21 protein-coding genes are annotated in these 19,828 nt (G+C 59.3%); 11 read left to right on the top strand and 10 right to left on the bottom strand.

Features of this window, described 5'->3' with window-relative positions:
* Positions 1-27 precede the first annotated feature (27 nt).
* The 10 genes from VOI35_RS01175 (at position 28) to VOI35_RS01130 (ending at position 10,430) form a co-directional block, all read left to right on the top strand.
* Positions 28-999 carry an SLAC1 anion channel family protein gene (locus VOI35_RS01175; protein WP_407276081.1) on the top strand — a complete coding sequence of 324 codons (972 nt, stop codon included), beginning with the start codon at positions 28-30 and terminating at the stop codon, positions 997-999.
* Positions 1,000-1,078: 79 nt separating this feature from the next.
* Entirely contained in the window at positions 1,079-1,492 is a 414-nt protein-coding gene (locus tag VOI35_RS01170) for a SirB2 family protein (protein WP_407276080.1), read from the top strand.
* A 59-nt stretch (positions 1,493-1,551) separates the two neighbouring features.
* Positions 1,552-2,025, top strand: coding sequence for a 5-(carboxyamino)imidazole ribonucleotide mutase (gene purE / locus VOI35_RS01165; RefSeq protein WP_407276836.1), 474 nt, complete (start codon positions 1,552-1,554; stop codon positions 2,023-2,025).
* Between the two features lie 3 nt (positions 2,026-2,028).
* Positions 2,029-3,153, top strand: coding sequence for a 5-(carboxyamino)imidazole ribonucleotide synthase (locus tag VOI35_RS01160; RefSeq protein WP_407276079.1), 1,125 nt, complete (start codon positions 2,029-2,031; stop codon positions 3,151-3,153).
* Between the two features lie 169 nt (positions 3,154-3,322).
* A complete protein-coding gene (locus VOI35_RS01155; RefSeq protein WP_407276078.1) occupies positions 3,323-4,111 on the top strand; it encodes a hypothetical protein in 789 nt (262 codons plus the stop codon).
* Positions 4,112-4,352: 241 nt separating this feature from the next.
* Positions 4,353-5,477 carry a nitrogen regulation protein NR(II) gene (gene glnL, locus VOI35_RS01150; protein ID WP_407276077.1) on the top strand — a complete coding sequence of 375 codons (1,125 nt, stop codon included), beginning with the start codon at positions 4,353-4,355 and terminating at the stop codon, positions 5,475-5,477.
* Positions 5,474-6,907: a nitrogen regulation protein NR(I) gene (ntrC, locus tag VOI35_RS01145; protein WP_407276076.1), complete on the top strand. Its 1,434-nt coding sequence runs from the start codon at positions 5,474-5,476 to the stop codon at positions 6,905-6,907. Before glnL ends, ntrC begins: the two co-directional genes overlap by 4 nt.
* Positions 6,908-7,066: 159 nt before the next feature.
* A complete protein-coding gene (gene tviB / locus VOI35_RS01140; RefSeq protein ID WP_407276075.1) occupies positions 7,067-8,353 on the top strand; it encodes a Vi polysaccharide biosynthesis UDP-N-acetylglucosamine C-6 dehydrogenase TviB in 1,287 nt (428 codons plus the stop codon).
* A gap of 98 nt (positions 8,354-8,451) precedes the next feature.
* Positions 8,452-9,033, top strand: coding sequence for a Uma2 family endonuclease (locus VOI35_RS01135; protein ID WP_407276074.1), 582 nt, complete (start codon positions 8,452-8,454; stop codon positions 9,031-9,033).
* Between the two features lie 104 nt (positions 9,034-9,137).
* The gene (locus VOI35_RS01130; protein WP_407276073.1) at positions 9,138-10,430 is read left to right on the top strand and encodes a lipopolysaccharide biosynthesis protein; all 1,293 of its coding nucleotides are present in this window, start codon (positions 9,138-9,140) and stop codon (positions 10,428-10,430) included.
* Here VOI35_RS01130 and VOI35_RS01125 read toward each other — a convergent pair whose 3' ends face one another.
* The 8 genes from VOI35_RS01125 to dapC all read right to left on the bottom strand — a co-directional run bounded on the left by VOI35_RS01125 (position 10,431) and on the right by dapC (position 17,829).
* Complete coding sequence (locus VOI35_RS01125; RefSeq protein ID WP_407276072.1) at positions 10,431-10,976, bottom strand: FkbM family methyltransferase; 546 nt, start codon at positions 10,974-10,976, stop codon at positions 10,431-10,433. It abuts the gene before it with no gap.
* On the bottom strand, positions 10,964-11,305 hold the full coding sequence (locus VOI35_RS01120; protein WP_407276071.1) for a hypothetical protein: 342 nt from the start codon (positions 11,303-11,305) through the stop codon (positions 10,964-10,966). The genes VOI35_RS01125 and VOI35_RS01120 overlap by 13 nt, the downstream gene beginning before the upstream one ends.
* A gap of 3 nt (positions 11,306-11,308) precedes the next feature.
* Positions 11,309-12,265: a glycosyltransferase family 2 protein gene (locus VOI35_RS01115; protein ID WP_407276070.1), complete on the bottom strand. Its 957-nt coding sequence runs from the start codon at positions 12,263-12,265 to the stop codon at positions 11,309-11,311.
* Positions 12,262-13,098 carry a glycosyltransferase gene (locus VOI35_RS01110; protein ID WP_407276069.1) on the bottom strand — a complete coding sequence of 279 codons (837 nt, stop codon included), beginning with the start codon at positions 13,096-13,098 and terminating at the stop codon, positions 12,262-12,264. Before VOI35_RS01110 ends, VOI35_RS01115 begins: the two co-directional genes overlap by 4 nt.
* Positions 13,099-13,199: 101 nt before the next feature.
* Complete coding sequence (locus tag VOI35_RS01105) at positions 13,200-14,363, bottom strand: glycosyltransferase family 4 protein (RefSeq protein ID WP_407276068.1); 1,164 nt, start codon at positions 14,361-14,363, stop codon at positions 13,200-13,202.
* A gap of 115 nt (positions 14,364-14,478) precedes the next feature.
* Complete coding sequence (dapD, locus tag VOI35_RS01100; RefSeq protein WP_407276067.1) at positions 14,479-15,312, bottom strand: 2,3,4,5-tetrahydropyridine-2,6-dicarboxylate N-succinyltransferase; 834 nt, start codon at positions 15,310-15,312, stop codon at positions 14,479-14,481.
* A 45-nt stretch (positions 15,313-15,357) separates the two neighbouring features.
* Positions 15,358-16,542, bottom strand: a complete 1,185-nt coding sequence (locus tag VOI35_RS01095; RefSeq protein WP_407276066.1) for a carbohydrate porin — start codon at positions 16,540-16,542, stop codon at positions 15,358-15,360.
* Between the two features lie 81 nt (positions 16,543-16,623).
* On the bottom strand, positions 16,624-17,829 hold the full coding sequence (gene dapC, locus VOI35_RS01090; protein ID WP_407276065.1) for a succinyldiaminopimelate transaminase: 1,206 nt from the start codon (positions 17,827-17,829) through the stop codon (positions 16,624-16,626).
* A 39-nt stretch (positions 17,830-17,868) separates the two neighbouring features.
* On the opposite strand from dapC, the gene VOI35_RS01085 reads away from it, so the two are divergent.
* A complete protein-coding gene (locus VOI35_RS01085) occupies positions 17,869-18,246 on the top strand; it encodes a VOC family protein (protein ID WP_407276064.1) in 378 nt (125 codons plus the stop codon).
* Here the strand turns inward: VOI35_RS01085 and VOI35_RS01080 are convergent.
* Positions 18,174-18,971: an META domain-containing protein gene (locus VOI35_RS01080; RefSeq protein WP_407276063.1), complete on the bottom strand. Its 798-nt coding sequence runs from the start codon at positions 18,969-18,971 to the stop codon at positions 18,174-18,176. The genes VOI35_RS01085 and VOI35_RS01080 overlap by 73 nt on opposite strands.
* A gap of 14 nt (positions 18,972-18,985) precedes the next feature.
* Positions 18,986-19,732 (bottom strand): ParA family protein, encoded by a 747-nt coding sequence (locus VOI35_RS01075; RefSeq protein WP_407276062.1) that lies wholly within the window; start codon positions 19,730-19,732, stop codon positions 18,986-18,988.
* Between the last annotated feature and the right edge of the window lie 96 nt (positions 19,733-19,828).

The following is a 19,828-nucleotide window of genomic DNA, read 5'->3' as shown; positions in this document are numbered from 1 at the left end:
GTTCCCTCGATGAGACAGGAGCCAGTTATGACACACCCCGTTCCCTCACAGAGTCGCCTCGCCTATTTACCCATCTCGATGTTCGGCATGGTTATGGGGCTGGCAGGCTTTACCATCGCCCTGCACAAAGGCGAAAGCGCGCTCGGCATAGGCCACAGCTTGAGTTTCGCGGCCAGTGTCTTCGTGTTCACCGTATTCGGCATTCTAGCGGGCGCGTATTTCGCCAAGGCGCTGCGCTTCCCGCAGGAAGTCGTCCATGAGTTCAATCATGTGATTCGTTTGAGCTTTTTCCCAGCGATTTCCATCAGTCTGATTCTGCTCAGCATTATCGCGCTGAACCTCAACCAGACCCTGGCGCTGGTGCTTTGGAGCCTCGGGACGCCGCTGCAATTGCTGTTCACTCTGGTGATTCTAAGCAACTGGATGCATCACGAGAAATTCGAGATCCACCACAGCAATCCCGCCTGGTTCATTCCCATCGTCGGCAACATCCTCGTGCCGATCACCGGCGTCGCCCTGGGCTTCGAACAAATTTCCTGGTTCTATTTCAGTATTGGCCTCGTGTTCTGGATTATCCTGTTCACCATCCTGATGAATCGCTACTTTTTTCATAGCCCCATGCCCGGCAAGCTGCTGCCGACGCTGTTCATCCTGATTGCGCCGCCCGCCGTCGGCTTTATTTCCTGGCATGCGCTGCACCCCGGCAGCATCGATAACCTGGGGCATGTGCTCTACGACATCGCGCTCTTCATCACTCTGCTGCTGTTCTTCCAGGGCAAACGCTTCCTGCAGGTGCCTTTTGGTCTGCCCTTCTGGGCCTACACCTTCCCCATCGCGGCCATGACCATCGCGAGCCTGATTATGTTCGAAGCCACCCAATCCGCGTTTTATGCCCTCGTGGCAGCGGGGCTGTTCGGCTTCCTCACGGTGCTGATCAGCTATCTGCTGATCAAAACGCTCCGTGCCGTGCGTGCCGGAACCATCTGCGTCCCAGAATAACGCCCTCGCCTGGCTTTGATTTGGCGGTGGCTTAGTGTTTAATGGGGCGCCTGTTTTGCCCCATCGACGGGATTCCTCCATGAACACCGCCCAAATCTTCGTTCACATTCACGGCCTTGCTGTGGTTCTTTCCCTGCTCGGCTTTATCACCCGTGGCATCTGGATGCTGGGCGATTCCCCGCGCCTGCAGGCCAAATGGGTCAAGATCACCCCCCACATCGTGGATACGATTCTGCTGCTCAGCGCCTTGGTCGCCAGCTACCTGCTGTTTTGGCGCTATGGGGCGAATCCCGCCTATGTCACCGTCATGATCGTCGGCCTGGTGGTTTACATCGGTCTGGGGCTGGTGGCGCTTCGTCTGGGCAAAACCAAGGCCATTCGCGCCAGTGCCTGGGTTCTGGCCATTCTGGTGTTTCTGTATATTTCCGCAGCAGGCGCCATGAAAACCCCAACCCCGTTTTCCCCGGTAACCGCCACTGAGGCCAAGGCATGATTCCCGACGGCCCGCTGACCATCGCAGCCAATAGCGCCGCCCCCTTGGTGGGGGTCGTGATGGGCTCGCAATCCGACTGGGAGACCATGCAACACGCCTGCGCCGCCTTAACGGCGCTGGAAATCCCGTTTGAAGCCGAGGTCGTCTCTGCTCACCGCACACCTGACCGGCTGTTTTCGTATGCCGAAAGCGCGCGCGCCCGTGGTTTGCGCCTCATCATTGCCGGCGCGGGCGGTGCCGCGCATTTACCCGGCATGCTGGCCGCCAAAACCCCCCTGCCGGTGTTCGGTGTTCCCGTCCAATCGAAAACCCTGTCCGGCTGGGATTCTCTGCTGTCCATCGTCCAGATGCCCGCCGGCATTCCCGTTGGTACGCTGGCGATTGGTCGCGCGGGCGCCGTGAATGCCGCGCTGCTCGCGGCGGCCGTGTTGGCACACACCGATACCGACCTGGCCGAACGGCTCGATGCCTACCGCAGCACGCAGACCGAGACCGTGCTCAGCCAACCGGATCCCCGGCCACTGCTGGGTTAAACCATGACGCAGCCACCGCTGGAACGGGCGCACATCGGCATCATTGGCGCCGGGCAACTCGGCCAGATGATCGCACTGGCTGGCTTGGCGCTCGGGCACGAATTCACCTTTCTCGACCCTAGCCATCGGCCGCCCGCCGCCCGACTTGGGCGTCACATACAAGCGGAATTCGACGACCAGTCCGCACTCGAACGCCTGGCCGTCGAATGCGATGTCCTCACCTTCGAATTCGAAAATGTGCCCGTGAGCGCGCTCGAACCGATCAGCCGGCAGCAAACGCTCTACCCCGATACCCGCGTGCTGCGCATCGCCCAAGATCGGTTGCAGGAAAAAGCCTTTCTAGCCCAGCTTGGCATCCCAGTAGCCCCCCATGCGGCTGTCGATTCCCTCGACGACCTGCAGGCGGCCATCGCACAGATCGGGCTACCGGCGCTGCTGAAAACCCGCCGACTGGGCTACGACGGCAAGGGTCAGGTGGTTCTGCGCCATCCCACCGATGCCCCAGCCGCCTGGGACGCCGTGCAAAGCCAACCCTGCGTGCTCGAAGCTTTCGTCCCCTTTTCGCGGGAAGTCTCCCTCATCGCCGTGCGCAGTCGCGTGGGCGAGCAGTCGTTCTACCCCCTCGGGCAGAACCGTCACGCCCAGGGCATTCTGCACCGCACCGATGTCCCCACAAACGACCCCGCACAACCGCAGGCGGAAGACTACGCCCGCCGTGTCCTCACCGCGCTGGACTATGTCGGCGTGCTGGCCATCGAATTCTTTGAAGTTGATGGCCAGTTGATGGCCAACGAAATGGCACCGCGCGTCCACAACAGCGGGCATTGGACACAAAACGGCGCCGCCACCTCCCAGTTTGAAAACCATGTGCGCGCCATTCTGGGCTGGCCGCTGGGCAGCACCGAACGCACACGCGCCAGCGTCATGCTCAACCTGATCGGCCGCCTGCCCGACGCCCGCCCTTTACTCGCCCTGCCGGGCACCCACTGGCATGATTACGGCAAAGAACCGCGAAGTGGCCGGAAACTCGGCCACCTCAACATCACCAGTGCAAACGAAGCAGACTGCCGCGCCGTTGCCGCGCGTGCCGAGGCGCTGATTTTCGGCAACCCGGGCAGTGCGGTTTGAATCCCTGAACCCCGGCTGGGGTAAGGATGCGGTCACGCGGTCGGTCATCGATGGGCGAATCCCGTCGCAGGGGTGAACGCGGGCATCCGTCCCCCGCGAGGGCGACGCCCCCGGCCTCGGGCAGTTTCGTGCTACCCTCTTCGATCATCGCCCTGACAGGAGTCTTTCGATGCCCAGCCCCCTCCACCAACGGCTTGCCGCCGCGCTCCTCGCCCTGCTCACCGCCCCCGCATTCCTTTCGGCGCAAGCGGAAGATATTTACACCTACACCAACAGTCAGGGCGATGTGGTCTTTACCGATCACCCCACCAAGGGGGCAAAAAAAATCACAGTGACGCCCCCGCCCCCCATCCCCTTGACCCCCATCAATCTCCCCCCGCCCACACCGGTTGCGCCGCCTGCTGTCAACCCGGCCGCCGCTGGGCAAACCCCGGCTGCCTCACCGAATGCGCTCGTGCCCTCGGTGCCCATGACACCGCCGCCGGTGACACCTGCGCCCATGCCATCCGCCCCCCTGGCCACACCCGGCAGTCCCAGCCTGCCTGCGGGCGATCAATTGAAGGCCGCACAACCCACGCTCACCGCCCCCTCGGCACCCGCAGCCGCTACACCGCCCATGACACAGCGCAGCAATCATTATCAAACGCTGCAAATCACAGAGCCCAAAGCCGGCGTCGTCAACGCCCGCGCGGGGGGCACCATTTTCGTGCAGACCGAATTATCCCCGCCGCTCGACATTACCGCCGGTGATCGTCTGCGCATCCTGATCGATGGCAACACCCGCGTCGATGACTCGACGGGCAACCGATTCATGATCAGCGACTTAACGCCGGGAACCCACGCCATCATCGCCGTCGTGATGCGCCAGGGGAAAAATATCTTCCAATCCAACCCGGTGGTCATCCAGTTGCAACCCGCCGCTGCAACGCCCGAAACCTCCGGCGGCGCACCAAATTAGACGAATTGCCTCGACTTTTGCACCAACTTAGTTCAAAAACTCGGGGCGGTGAAGACATGCCCCACACCCCAAGCGCCATCGCCCGAAAAAAACCCGCACGATATCTTTCATCATCATCAGCTTAAGTAAATACCCAAGGCTCGCCCTAAAATGGGCACAATCTTTGCGTTAGCTTCTCAAAGCGCACCGTCATGGCTCTTGCCACGAAACGCGCCCCCATTTGATTGAATCAGGAGCCTCCGTGACCACCCCCGATGCCAGCCCGCCAATGCGCCCGCCCCGACTGGCCGACGCACTCAACACGGCCATCGTGGTTCTGGATGCGCGCGACCGTCCGATCTACCTGAATTCCGCCGCCGAGCAATTTTGGGACACCAGCTTCAAAGCCATCGCGAAACAGGGCTTCCGCCCTTTTTTCAACCTGAACACCGAACTTTCGGCCACCATTGCCGAGGCTCGTGCGAGCGCGCAGGTGATGACCCTGCGGGAGCTGGAAATCACCATCACCCACGGACAAACCCGCATCGCCGATTGCGCCATCACACCGGAACCCGGCATCGAGGGAGCCTCCCTGCTGCTGGAATTCACCGATATCGAGCGGCATGTGCGGATCTCGCGCGAGGCGCAATCTCACGCGATGCAAATCTCTACCCGCCAGCTCGTTCGCGGCCTGGCGCATGAACTGAAAAACCCGCTGGGCGGCGTCCAGGGCGCTGCACAGCTGCTCGCGCGCGAACTCCCTGATGCCGCGCTGCGCGAGTACACGGAAATCATCCTCGCGGAAACCCATCGGCTGAAAACCCTGATCGATCGGATGCTCGGCCCCAATCAGCGCCCACAACCCACACTCATCAACATTCACGACCCGCTGGAACAAGTGCGCCGCCTGCTCTCGATCGAGGCAGAAAAAATCCCGCTGACCGCCCCGCTGCGCTGGGTACTGGATTTTGATCCCAGCCTGCCCGAACTCTGGGCCGACCGCGATCAACTCATGCAAATCCTGCTCAACCTCGGGCGCAATGCACTGCAAGCAATGAGCGAACACGCCACCCCCGCACCGACCCTGCGCCTGCGCACCCGCGTTCTGCGCCAGTTCACCATCCACCAGACTCGGCACCGCCTGTTACTGGCCGTTGATCTGGAGAACAACGGCCCGCCCGTACCCGATGGCTTGATGGAAACCCTGTTCCTGCCGATGGTCAGCGGCCGTGCGCATGGGAGCGGACTGGGGCTATCGATTGCACAGACCCTGGCCGAACAGCACCAAGGCATGATCGAATTTCGTCAAGCGCCGGGTGCGGTCACCTTTACCTTGATTCTGCCGTTTCGCACACCGGCGGCGGCCGCCACGGAGAGCCCAAGATGACCCCTACGAAAACCTCCGCCAAAGTCTGGATTGTGGACGACGATCACAGCATCCGCTGGGTGCTGGAGCGGGCACTCAAATCGGCTGGATTCGTCGTGGAATCGTTCGAAAACGCCAATGCCCTGCGCACCCGGCTGAAAACCGGCACGCCCGATGTGCTGTTTTCCGACATCCGCATGCCCGGTGAAGATGGCCTAAGCCTGCTCAACGCCCTCGGTCAGAGCCTGCCCGATCTGCCGATCATCATCATGACCGCGCATTCCGACCTCGATAGTGCCGTCAATGCCTTTGAGGGTGGCGCCTTCGATTACCTGCCCAAGCCCTTCGACATCGACGATGCTATTCGTCTGGCGCAACGCGCACTGGCGAGCCGCCAACCCGCCGACGGCAGCACCGCCAGCCGCCCGGAGGACGGCGCGCAAACCGATCTGATCGGGAATGCCCCGGCCATGCAGGAAATCTTCCGTGCGATTGGCCGCCTGGCCCGTTCGAATGTCACGGTGCTCATCAATGGGGAATCCGGCACGGGAAAAGAGCTGGTCGCCCGCGCCCTGCATCAGCACAGCCTGCGCCGCAACGGCCCGTTCGTCGCGCTCAACACCGCCGCCATCCCCAAAGATCTGCTCGAATCCGAACTCTTCGGCCATGAAAAGGGCGCCTTCACCGGCGCGGCCGGCCAACGGGTTGGCCGTTTCGAACAAGCACACGGCGGCACCCTCTTCCTCGACGAAATCGGCGACATGCCGCTCGACCTGCAAACCCGCCTGCTGCGCGTGCTGGCCGATGGCCAGTTTTACCGCGTCGGCGGAACCCAACTCATCCGTACCGATGTGCGCATCATCGCCGCCACCCATCAACGGCTGGAAGACCGCGTCAGCAGCGGCCAATTCCGGGAAGACCTGTTCCACCGCCTCAATGTCATCCGCCTCAAACTGCCCGCCCTGCGCGAACGGCGGGAGGACATCCCCCAACTGCTGCGCTATTTTCTTGGCCGCGCCGCCAAAGAACTCGGCGTGCCGGTCAAAACCATCCACCCGCAGGCGCTCGCCAAACTCAGTCAACACGACTGGCCGGGGAATGTGCGCGAACTGGAAAATACCGCCCGCTGGCTCACCGTCATGGCGCCGGGGCATGAAATCGGCACCGAAGACCTGCCCGACAGCCTCAGCCAACATGGCCGCAGCGAAGGTGCTGCCAGCGATGACAGTCTGCTCGCGCAATGGACGGGCGACCTCAAACGCTGGGCGGAAGCCCGCCTTGCCGCCGGCGACCAGGATCTACTCGCCACGGCAGCGCCGGCATTCGAACGCACCCTGCTCAAAGCCGCCCTGCAATTCACGGGCGGACACAAACAACAAGCCGCCGCCCTCATCGGCTGGGGGCGCAACACCGTCACCCGCAAACTCAAAGAACTCACCGGCGAAGACTAAAACCCCTTGGGCGCAGGCTCGAAGCGGCGGGGTCGGGGGCGGACTGATCAAACCAACCGCCCCTTGCGCGGCCTGCCCGATGCGCGCGGCGTCCTGCTAAGATACGCAGCGAACTTCGCGGCCGGGAACGCCGCCCGCCAACCCCAGGGATGACCACTGATGCAGTACCCCACCCCAGCGCCCACCGGCACCCTGGCCATTATCGGATTAGGCTATGTCGGCCTGCCGCTGGCCGTTGAATTCGGCAAGATTCGCCCCGTGCTCGGTTTCGATATCGACTCGGGGCGGATTGCCCAGCTTCAGCAAGGCGTTGATCGCACGCGGGAAGTGGCGGCCGAGGAACTTCGTCAGGCCAGCCACCTGCGCTACACGGACGACCCCGAGGCACTGCGCGCCGCCAACCTCTTCATCGTCACCGTGCCGACCCCGATTGACGAACACAAACGCCCCGATCTCAGCCCGCTGATTCGCGCGAGTGAAACCGTCGGCAAGGTGCTGAAGCCGGGCGACATCGTCATTTACGAATCCACCGTGTATCCCGGTGCCACCGAAGAAGACTGCGTGCCGGTGCTGGAGCGGCACTCCGGCCTGCGCTTCAATACCGACTTTTTCTGCGGCTACAGCCCGGAACGCATCAACCCCGGCGACAAAGCCCACCGCCTGCCGAGCATCAAAAAAGTCACCTCCGGCTCCACCCCCGAGGTGGCCGCCCAAGTCGATGCCCTGTATCGGCAGATCATCACGGCGGGCACCCATCCCGCGCCCAGCATCCGCGTCGCCGAAGCCGCCAAGGTCATCGAAAACACCCAGCGGGATGTCAACATCGCCCTGATCAACGAACTGGCCATGCTGTTCAACCGCATGGGGCTGGACACCCAGGCGGTGCTGGACGCAGCGGGCAGCAAATGGAACTTTCTGCCCTTTCGACCGGGGCTCGTCGGCGGCCACTGCATCGGGGTCGATCCCTATTACCTCACCCACAAGGCGCAACAACTCGGCCACCACCCGGAAATGATCCTCGCCGGACGGCGCATCAACGACGGCATGGGCGCCTATGTCGCCGGGCAAATGGTCAAGGCCATGCTGAAAAAAGGCATCGTCGTCCAGGGCGCGCGCGTACTCGTTCTGGGGCTCACCTTCAAGGAAAACTGCCCGGATCTGCGCAATACCCGCGTGATCGATGTGATTCACGAACTCAAAGACTACGGCCTCTGCGTGGATGTGCACGACCCTTGGGCCGATGCCGCCTGCGCCCAACACGAATACGGCCTCGACCTGATCGACAGCCCACCGCCCGGCCAGTATGACGGCATCGTACTGGCCGTGGCGCATCGAGAATTCAAAGCGATGGGCGCCGCCCAGATTCACGCCCTGGGCAAGCCCGCGCATGTGCTCTACGATGTCAAACAGCTATTCGCCGCACACGAGGCGGATATCCGCTTGTAGGGCAACTCGCGCTGCGCAACCGGAAAACCGCCGCCCGCGCCCCAACAAGGAATTGCGTTATGCTGCACACCGCCACCGCCTAACCGGAGCACCGAGCCATGATCCCGCAAGCCGCAGCCCAACCCTTTGTTTCCGTTGAAGATTACCTCGCCGGCGAACAAGACGGCCAGATGCGCCATGAATACATCGATGGCATCGTCCACGCCATGACCGGCGCGAGCCGGCGGCATGGACTGATCTGCATGAATCTGGCCGTCAAATTGCGACCGCTCCTGAATCACACCCCCTGCCAACTCTTCGCCAACGACATGAAAGTGCGGCTGGAAATCCACGGCAAAACCCTGTTCTACTACCCCGACCTCGTGCTCACCTGCGACCCGGACGACCGCGAAGACTACTTCACCACCCGCCCCCGCCTGATCGTCGAAGTGCTCAGCCCCCACACCGAACGCTTCGACCGCCGGGAAAAGCTGCTCTCCTACATCACCCTGCCGAGCTTGCAGGAATACCTCCTCGTAGCGCAGGATGAACCCCGGATCGAAGTCTATCGCCGCACGCAGGACTGGCTGCCCGATGAATACACCGACGGCACCTTTCCCCTCGCCTGCGTCAATGCCGAAATCGCCGTGGCGGCGGTGTATGAAGGCGTCTTCCTCGCGCGGGATGGCGTGGCGATGTAAAGCAGTCGCCCATCCCCCACATGCCTGCGCGCCGGGAACTGAAGGGAACCTTATAACCGACGCATAAAACATCGCTAACAGACCGTTCTCACAGGAAGTGTTCATTGCTCAAAACTCGCCTAACCCACTTGTTTTCCGGCCAGATTGCCAAAGCAACGGTCCGCACGACTGGTGTGCTGGTGCTGCGGTTGCTCGTGCAGGCCGGAACGCTATTGATCGTGGCTCGCATGCTGGGTGCGGCACACTTCGGCGCGTTTTCGGGCATTGTTGCACTGGCCGTATTACTGGGCTCGCTCTCAACACTCGGCACGCACCTTGTACTACTGGGTGAAGTGTCAAAAGAACACCTTCGTCGCCATGCGGTTCTACCTTATGCGTTGCCCACGACCCTACTTGCGAGCGGACTATTATTCTTGATTTATGTACCGCTGGGATCATGGTTACTAAACCAAACGGGAATTGGCTTAGAAATCATTCTCGCGATTGGCGCAGCCGAGCTGCTATTGCAACCCCTAATCACACTGGCAAGCGTTGAGCATCAAGCGCATGGTCACATCGCACGGTCACAATTACTGATGACCCTGCCCTTGGGATTGAGGCTGTTGGTGGCTACTAGTTTGTGGGCTACCCATCCGCAAAATCCTCTGCACTTCTTTGCCGCGGGCTATCTACTTGCAACAGGATTGGCTGTATTTTTTTCAGTTTGGCACCTACCCGAGCCATGGCCAAAAATTCTAGCCTGGCGATTACCCACTAAGGATGAGATAAAACAAGCGACGAGCTTTGCAGTTAATACATTGACAGCTCTCGGCCCCGGGGAGATAGATAAAGCTCTCGCAGTAAAACTCATGCCGTTAAATTCTGCGGGGTTGTATTCAGCCAGCATACGAATTGTAAGTGCTGCAGTTCTACCAATAATGGCCATGCTGATGACAGCAATGCCGCGATTATTTAAGATAGCCGCCGAAGAGAATGACAATAAAATCGGCTTAATAAAAAAAATATTTAACACTACTTTTCTAGCTGGGATATTATTATCAGGTGTAGCATTTATACTGGCTCCGACAATAGCTGTTTTCTTTGGAAAGGATTTTTCATCGTCCAGTCAGATAATAAGGTATGCAACATTTTTGATTCCGATACTGGCACTGAGAATGGCTGCGGGCACAATACTTATGACCCAAAATAAACCTCTATCAAGAAGCGGAATTGAATTACTCGGCATCATTACTTTGTCTGCGCTGGCATACATCTTGGCACCAAAATATTTTATAACCGGCATGATTATGGCTCTGCTCGGCTCAGAAACAGTAATGGCAATTTCCGGCTGGCTCCTTGTAATGCGCAATTTACGACAAAACAAAAAAATCCACAAAACGCAACCCACAAAACAATAACTAACCCAAGCCCCAAGGAACAGCAATAATCATCAGATGATTTTTATGTTTGAATTTTTCTTCAGCCTCTATAATAACTCTATCCCCAACAACGGATCTAACAATTAATGACAAAGCCTTCAACAGCAGATGCTCACCAAAATACCAGTTTGTCCTCAGGCTGTAAAAATCATAACCAAATGATTTTATCAGATCAATGGTACGACTTGTGCCATTGAAGAACTCAGATTTGTTTTGCTCAAAAATAATCACAGGGCGGTGTTTTTTAATAGTTTCAGAAGCACCCAGAATAACTCTCTCCTCAAATCCCTCAACATCAATCTTTAGCAAGTCAACACCCGAACCGCATAAATCAAGCCCATCAATTTTCTTTAGTGGAAGAACCAAACCCCCACTCATATTTTTCCGGAAATCACCAACGCAGAACCCAGAAGCTCCGATATTTATATTATTTTCCGAAAAAAGGAGCTGCTCATCTTTGTCACCCAACCCATGATTGAAAATCATTACTTTATTTTTTGCAAGCCGAATATTTATCGCCAGCAAATCAAAAACCTTGGGGTTTGGTTCAAAGCAGTAAATTTCGCTAAAAAATCATCAAAATAAAGAGCGTGATTACCTATATTTGCCCCCACATCGAAACAAACACCCGTTCTAATTCCGATCGAATTCACCAAGAAATCCATAGCAGCCTCGAGAATTTGCCGTTCATACCTCCCATTGTTATTGATATTTATCCCTATTTCATCGAATGCATACACAGCCATTTGCGGATAATCTTTTACATATCGCCTGGCATAAAAAACATTCAATTTTACCGCAAGCGTTTTAATTATCTTTTCCACGCCGCTGCTTTTTCTCGAGACATATTTCATTATTCATCCCTGATTTTTATATTTCCTAGAGCCCATCAGTAGAGAAACCCTAGAATAAACATTGGCAAGAATTTTATACAGAAAACCCCGATAGGTTACGGATGAAAAGCATTCAACAAAGTATCTTATGTTTTTCGGATTCAGCTTCAATGATGAAAAAAGGTGAGCCCTCCCTGTTTCCTGTCGCCCCGTCAAAATGTGCAACTGCCCAAGCCTACTGTGCCATTTAGCATCAAGCATGTTTTTGCTTTTTATCTCCGCGAGGTTTTTATTATAAATCATCTCAAGAGCATCTCTATCTGCCGATTTATCTGCCGAGAGGCTCCCGCGTGATTTTCTTGTCACAACCATTGATTCGGGGATATATGCCATACGACCCAGTTTAGTCAATCTTATAAACAAGTCCCAATCTTCTAAAGCAGGCAGATTTTCGTCGAACCCACCCACCTCTAAAAGATATTTTTTTCTTACAACCGCACAAGGAGTGCCTATGAAATTTTTATAAAGGATTTCATCGTGCTGATTTTTCCCCTTTGAGTCGAACCCCTTTCGGGTGAAATTTTTCCCCTTCGGGTCTAATTGAATGAAACTACTAAATACCCCGATAGCATCTGGATTATCCCCCAAGGCAAGCATGCTTTTTTTCAGCTTATCTCTCAACCAGATATCATCGCTATCCTGGAATGCAATTATTTCAGCACTCGCCTTCCATATTCCAATATTTCTTGATTCGGCAGCCCCCTTATTCTGCTCATTCCTAATGTAGACAACCCTCTTGTCGTTTATTTTATTGATTATATCTTCGGTGTTATCGGACGAACCATCATCAACAATAATTAACTCCAACTCCTTGAAGCTTTGCTCCAGCACAGAATTTATGCTTTCGGCTATCACCGCACTTCTATTAAATGTTGGGATAATAACACTCACTTTCACATCTTGCGTGGACAACTGGCTCATACTTTATCACCACCTCCGCCTGTTATTTTTTTATTATATTTCCCAGAAATAACCCCATAAATCATCATTCGTGCTTGCTGCTTTCGATTGGGGTTTAGAAATAACTCTCTGAGCATTGTTACAAGCAATTTTATTACCACCCAAAACTTCCAAACCCGAGAGACATAATCGCGCCGCATAAGCCAGATGGCATTGCGAAACAGGTAATAATGCCGCGCGGGGGATCGGGAAGGCCAGAGGCGCCAGCCGAACAGCCAATATCGTATGCTCGCTTGCCCCATTCTGTGAATAAATATGGCTTGTGGAATCCCCCAAAGCGTGTAACCCGCCGCGAGCAAGCGGAAGGACCACTCGGTATCCACATGGTCGATGAAGAGTGCTTCGTCCAGCCCGCCCTGTTCCAGAAAGATGTTCAGGGGCATGAGCGTGCCGCTGCCATTCAAGTTGGTGCAGGGCACCGGCTGCGTGTCGGTGGCGGCGGGGTGAACGCGCCGCCAGCGCCAGCGGGTTTGTTGATGAAACCCGTGGCTTAGGCCGGTATCGGCATCTTGCAGTGTTGGGCCGACAGCACCCACGCGCTCGCCCGCACAGCTCAAGGCATGAAAGCCTTGCAACAGGCTGTCGATACTGCCGGGTTGGGGTTCACTGTCTTGATCGAGCAGCAGGATAAACCCTTCGGAAGGAATGAGCGACTGGGCAAACCGTGCGCCCTGATTGAGTGCGGCTGCGAGCCCAAGATTTTGTTCGTTGTGCTGAATGTACAGGTTCGGGATTTCGGTTTGGAGCTGCGCCAGCGCGCGGCGGCTTTGTTCTGTACTGTCGTTATCAATCACGATTTTGGGCGCGCGCTCGGGCAATGCGCGCAGTTGCTTGGCCAGAATGACAAAATCCGGGTGGTAGGTCACGGTAATACAGGCGAGCGCAGAAGGGTCTGTCATGCGCTCGCCTCGTTGAGTCCGCGTGTTAATGCGGCCGAAAATTCGGGCCAGGCAAATTGTTGGGCGAACCGACGCACGCTGGCCGAGTCCGGTGCTTGAGCCAGCAGGTCGAGCGCCGCACGGGCAAAGGCGGCTTGGTCGCCCGCCGCAACGAGCCGGCCGGATACACCATCAGCCACAGCATCCCCCACGCCCCCTGCATTGAAGGCGACGGTCGGCAGGCCGTGTGCGGCGGCTTCAATGGCGACCATGCCAAAGCCTTCGTTATCGCCGGGCGTGTTTTGCACGGGGAAGATCAGTGCATCCGCCGCGAAGTAGGCAGCGCTTAGTTCCGGGTCGTCTTGGGCGCGTTCGCCCAAAAAATCAACCTGCGCCGTCAACCCGCGTGCCTTCAGGATGTGCTGGATTTGTGCGCCGAGGCTGTTGTCCTGCTTCAGCGCCCATTTGGGTTCGTCGCCAATCACGACCAGCCGGGTGTCGGGGCGGGTTTGCAGAATAAGGGGGAAGATGTCCCGGATAAACGGCAGCAGCCCCTTGCGCGCGGTGATCCGGCCGACATACAGCAGCACGGGCTGCGCGCCCAGTTGATGGCGGCGGCGGAAGTCGGCTCGGGCCGGTTCGGCCTGGCTAGAGTCTGGCAGCGTCACGCCGGGGTGCAGAATCTGTAGCCGTGCTTCGGGCACACCGGCATTCAGCGCCAGTTCGCGGGTGAACCGGCTGTTGACGAATACCCGATCGAACCGTTTGAAAAAGGGGCGCCAGAGGATGCGGTAAGCCAGGTGCTGGGCTTCAATATCCAGCCCGTGCAGATAGACGACGCAGCGCGCACCGACAAGCCGCGCCGCGAGCCAGGCAAAAGGGGCGGTGAGGCCGCTGCCCGCCAGGATGACCTTAGGGCGCAAGCGCCACGCTTGAAGCAACGCCTGCCACTTCGTGCGCAGCAGGAACCGCCAGAGCGGAGTGATGGGGATTTCGTTCGCCGTCACCCCGGTGGGCAAGTGCGCCGCGCAGCCCGCAGGGCCGATGACATGGACGCGGTAATCTTGCGCGAGGGCGTCCACCAGGTGCCACACCAGGCGTTCCATCCCCCCGACCAGTGGTGGCAGGTTGCGGGTGATGAGCAGGGCGCCGGGGGGCGTGGGGGGCGTTTGGTCTGGCATGGGGACTTCCTGTCTGCCGAAGCGGGTTGCCATAGATTACCCCGAAAGCGGCTCACCGGGATGGGGTGAGGCTGTCAGGGCACGGGGCAGCGGGTGAGTTGCCCCGCTTGCCCGCTCAAATATCCCGCAGGAGTTGGTTGATGCCCACTTTACTCAGGGTTTTCGCATCGACTTTTTTCACGATGACCGCGCAGTACAGGCTGTATTTGCCGCATTTGGACGGCAGGTTGCCAGAGACGACGACGGAGCCCGCCGGGACGCGGCCATAGTGGATTTCGCCGGTTTCGCGGTCGTAGATGCGGGTGGATTGGCCGATGTACACGCCCATGGAAATGACGGAGCCTTCTTCGACGATGACGCCTTCGACGACTTCGGAACGCGCGCCGATGAAGCAGTTGTCTTCGATGATGGTGGGCGCGGCTTGCAGCGGTTCGAGCACGCCGCCGATGCCGACACCGCCAGAAAGATGCACATTTTTGCCAATCTGGGCGCAGGAGCCGACGGTGGCCCAGGTATCGACCATGGTGCCTTCATCGACATAGGCGCCGATGTTGACATAGGAGGGCATCAGCACCGCACCCTTGGCGATGAAGCTGCCGCGCCGCGCCACAGCGTTGGGCACCACGCGGATGCCAGCGTCTTCGAAGCGGGCTTGATCCCAATCCGCAAATTTGGTCGGCACTTTATCGAAGTAGCGCAGTTCCCCGCTCTGCACGACTTCGTTCGGATTGAGGCGGAACGACAGCAGCACGGCCTTTTTCAGCCACTCGTTCACCACCCAGTCGCCCACGCCCCGGCGTTCGGCCACGCGCAGGCTGCCGTTGTCGAGCAGGCTGAGGGCGGTGTTCACCGCGTCGCGGACATCCTGCGGGGCATTGGCCGGGGTGAGGCTGGCGCGGGCTTCAAACGCGGATTCAATGGTGGTTTTAAGGCTGTTGAGATCGGTCATGGTGTGGGCTCGTGCGGCAAAATTCAGGCGGCGATTGTAGCAAGTTCATTCGATGTGTAAGCGCAAAATCCCGACCCAGGTTCCCGGCAGGCTGGCATCGGCAGGCCGCAGGTATTGCAGATCGGGCTGGAGGTAGATGTTGTCGGTAATCTGGACGATGTAGCCCAGTTCAACAAAATGCTCCTGCCCGTTGCCGGCCGTTTGTTGCAATCGCCCCGCGCCCAGCACGAGGGTGTCATGCGGTCGCTGGATGAACGGCGCCTGCCAGTTCATGCCCGCACCGAGATAACGGCGGGTTCCGTCCACCCCTTGCGGCGTTCCCCGGGCGACGCTGCCACGAACAAAGCCTTCCACCGATTGCACCCCGGCGTGATAGAGCTCGGTTTCCGCGCTGAGATAACTGCCGGACAACGCCGGTGTGTCAGAGAACCGCCGCCGCCAGACGCCCCATTTGATGGCGCTGCGTTCATTCGGCCGCCATTGCGCTTCGAGCAGGTTCAGCACGCCTTGCGCAAAGGGATGGGTTTGTTGATCGACTTCGCCCTGGCTGATGCCGAGCTTCAAAGCAAAGGGCGCATGATCGGGATCTTCCGCCGAACCCAGCACCGCCACAGCGCCGCTGCCGTTCAAAGGAAAGGTGGATGGCGTGAAATTCCCTGTCATGGAGGGGTCCATGCCAAACGAGCTGTTCAAGAGCTGCGCCGCGTTATCGGTCGTATCGAATTCGCCGCTGAGATCGAACACCCCGACGCGGGTCAGCAGCCCAAACCCTGGGCGATGCAGCCACCGCTGCTGCCAGATGGCGGTATCGAGCACCAGACGGGATTGATTGCCCTCGATATTGCTCGGATCGGTCAGCGTACCGAGCAGACGGGCGGTTCCTTGCCCGGTGCGCACAGCCATCAGCGAGGCGCTGAAATAGCTGTCTGGCAGGCCGAGTTGCGCGCCATCCAACCCTACCCCGCCCACGGCCACGCTGTCGATCGCGCCGCCGCGCGCACGGCCGCCGGAAAGATTCCGCAGGGCATCCGTATCCCAATGCCCAAACCAGTGGATCCCCGGCATCGACTCGTCGCTGGGCGGCAGGGCGCGGCTGGCCGCCGTGGGTGCCTGATCGGCAAAGCCGTTCGACACCGTATCCGCCGCGCCCACGCCCGGCAAACCCGCCAGCGCGAGCAGCATCACCCAGCGGCGCACGGAACCGCCCGCCGGCTTTGCCTGATGTTGCATGCCAAATCCTTCCCCGATGATATTTTTGCAAATGATAACAAATCTTATTTGCAAAAAATGACAGCCGCAATCATCCAGCGTTCATGCCTGCAACACCGCACGAATCCGCCGCGCGGCCTCGACACAATCCTCAAGCTCCGCCACCAGCGCCATGCGCACGAAGCCTTGCCCAGGGTTGAGCCTATCGACTTCGCGGGACAAGAAGCTGCCCGGCAAGATGGTGACATTCTGCTGGGCGAACAAGTGCTGCACGAAAGCGCGCTCGTCCTCGCCGACCCGCGTCCACAGGTAAAACCCGGCATCGGGTCGGGCAACGGGCAGAACCGGTGCCAGAATATCGAGCACGGCATCGAATTTTTCGCGGTAGCGCGCGCGGTTGGCCTGCACATGCGTTTCATCGTGCCAGGCGGCGATGCTCGCGGCTTGCACCGGCAACGACAAGGCGCAGCCGTGGTAGGTGCGGTATTTGAGGTAGGCGGCCAGCACGGCGGCATCGCCCGCGACAAAACCGGAACGCAAGCCCGGCAGATTCGAGCGTTTGGAGAGCGAGTGAAACACCACCAGCCCGGCAAAATCGCCAAAGCCCAGTTCCGTCGCCCATTGCAGAAAGCCGACCGGCGGGTTGGCTTCATCAAAGTAGATTTCTGAGTAGCACTCATCCGCCGCGATCACCACCCCATGCTGGCGCGCTTTGTCGAACAGGATGCGTGCCCGGTCGCGGTCGATCACCGCGCCGCTCGGGTTGCCCGGCGAGCACACATAGATGAGCTGCGCCCGCGCCCAAACTGCTTCGGGAATGGCGGCAAAATCCGGCAAAAAGCCCTGCTCGGCGGTGGTGGGGTAATAGTAAGGCTCAGCGCCCGCCAGCAAGGCCGCGCCTTCGTAAATCTGGTAGAACGGGTTGGGCATGAGCACCAAGGGCTTTTCTGCCCCCGCCTCGGCGCGCGCCACCACGGCCTGCGCGAAGGAAAACAGCGCCTCGCGCGTGCCCGCCACCGGCAGAATGTGCCGCTCCGGGTCGATTTGACCGGGCGACAAGGCAAACCGGCGCGTCAACCACTGTGCAATCGCGGCACGAAGCCCCGGCTCGCCCTTGGTCAGCGGATATTTCGCCAGTCCCGGCAAGGCAGCGCTGAGAGCGGCGACGGCCACAGCGGGCGGCGCGTGCTGCGGTTCGCCAATCGACAGCGTGATCGGCGTGCGATCGGCCGGGGGCACGAGTCCGGCCTTGAGTGCGGCAAGTTTTTCGAACGGATAAGGGTGCAGGCGGGTAAGATCGGGGTTCATGCGTAACCGGGTTTCACCAGGACAAAGAGCGGTGAGTATATGACAAGCCCCACGATCCTCGGCATCGACCATGTCAGCCTGATGGTCGCCGACACCGCCGCTGCGGCGGCGTTTTATACGGCGGTTTTTGGCGCCACGCCGCTGCCTCGGCCAGACCTCGGGTTTCCCGGCGCCTGGCTGGCGCTGGGGCCGGTCGTGCTGCATCTGTTGGAATTACCGAACCCCGATCCGATTCGTAATCGTCCGACGCACGGCGGGCGGGACCGGCATATCGCCCTGCGCGTAGCGAGCACCGCGCCGATGGCCGCCGCCCTCGAGGCGCTGGGCGTGTCGTTCACCCGCTCTCAGTCGGGTCGGGATGCGTTGTTTTTCAGGGATGGCGATGGCAATGCCTGGGAGCTAACCGCCCGCAGTTGAGCGATCATCTGGCCTTTGGCATCGAGCAAATTCAACTGCTCGCCCTGAATCTTGGCGTGGGCGACCCGTTCCAGCATGGCGCGGAATGCGCGATCCGGCACATCCGGTTGCACGCAGGCCATCATCGTACCGGCAAGGCGCTGGAAGCTCAGGCCATCCGCGCCGGTTTGTGTGAACCCGCCCATCAGCCGATTGCAGCCATCAAAACCGGCCACCCGCCCCGTCATGGCGAAACTCAGTTCCGGCGGCTTGCCCCCGGCCGGTAACACCGTGCCCGGCAGGGATTCGAGCACCCAGTTGCTCGGCAAGGCGAGCACCGCGACCAAGGCGGGTGCCTGCGTCAGGCTGAGCGCCGGGGCGCCTTCGGCTTTCAGGCCACCTTCACGCACCTGCCAATGATCGAGACCCGGCGGCGCGCCGACGAGGTTCACGCGGTTGCCCTCCTGCCAGGTTAGTTTGCCGGTGAACGACTGCATACCCCGGCTGCCCCAATCGCCCAAGTCCAGCCGGTAAGCGTTGCGCGGCGATAGCCACAGGGACACCGCGCGTGCTGGCTGCGCCCCCGAGGCCGGCATTTCTCCGGTATAACCGCCAGCCCAGTCGAGTGCGATCTGGCTGGTGTGGCCATCTGCCGCCGTCGCCCCCGGATCGGCGGCACAGCCTCCGAGTCCGATTCCGAGCAAGGCAGCAAAGACCCAAGTCATCACGGGTTGTTTTCGTTTCATCCGCCGATCACTCCTCAGGATTGCAGCAGCGCATCCACACGCTGCCAGAGTTGAAAATACGCTTGTGCCGCCGGCTGGCGCGCATGTTTTAATACCGTGGGCATCTGCTCGTCGCCCATTTGCTCGATCAGCGCGGCATAAGGAATTTCCACCGGCAACAATTCGGGGATTTCGAGCGTTTTATCCGCAAAAAAATCCCGATGCAGCGCCCGCCGCCGATCGACCATGGTCAGAAACGCCGCGAGCTTGCCGGGCTTGATCTTTTCTTCCGCGAGATGCGCCTTGAGTTGAAACCAAGTGCGTTCCGAGAGGTGCGTCGGCACCAGCGGCACCAGGACGAGATCAGCCGCGCGCAGTACATTGTCCCCCAGCAGGGTGATGCCCGGCGGGGTGTCGATCCAGATTTCGTCGAAATGCTCGGTCAAGCCATCCAGCACTTTGGCGATGCGAAAACCCGCATCTTTTTTCTCGGCCAACACATGCTCGATGTCGTGGTAACGCTGATCCGCCGGCAACACGGTGAGATGGCGATGCAGGCTCGACCGCAGGCCGGTCATCACCGATTTCGCCTTGAGCAGTTGAGCCAGCGGCGGCGCCCCTTCCGGCTCCGCCTGCAAATACCAGGAGGCTGCGCCCTGGGGGTCTAAATCCCACAGCAAGGTTTTTCGCCCTTGCAGCGCCGACAAGGCCGCCAGATTGACGACCGAGGCCGTCTTGCCTACGCCGCCCTTGATCGAATACAACGCAATGATTTGAGCCATCCCGTCCGCCTTTTCTGTTCGTCAGGCCGCATCATAAGCCAAACCGCGTCGCCAGCCCGCCACCCGGGTTCGACAAATTTCCCCGCAGGCTCATCA

The organism is Halothiobacillus sp. DCM-1 (genome assembly GCF_045689735.1).
Classification (GTDB): Bacteria; Pseudomonadota; Gammaproteobacteria; order Halothiobacillales; family Halothiobacillaceae; genus Halothiobacillus.
This window is presented reverse-complemented; position numbering and strand designations above follow the sequence as displayed.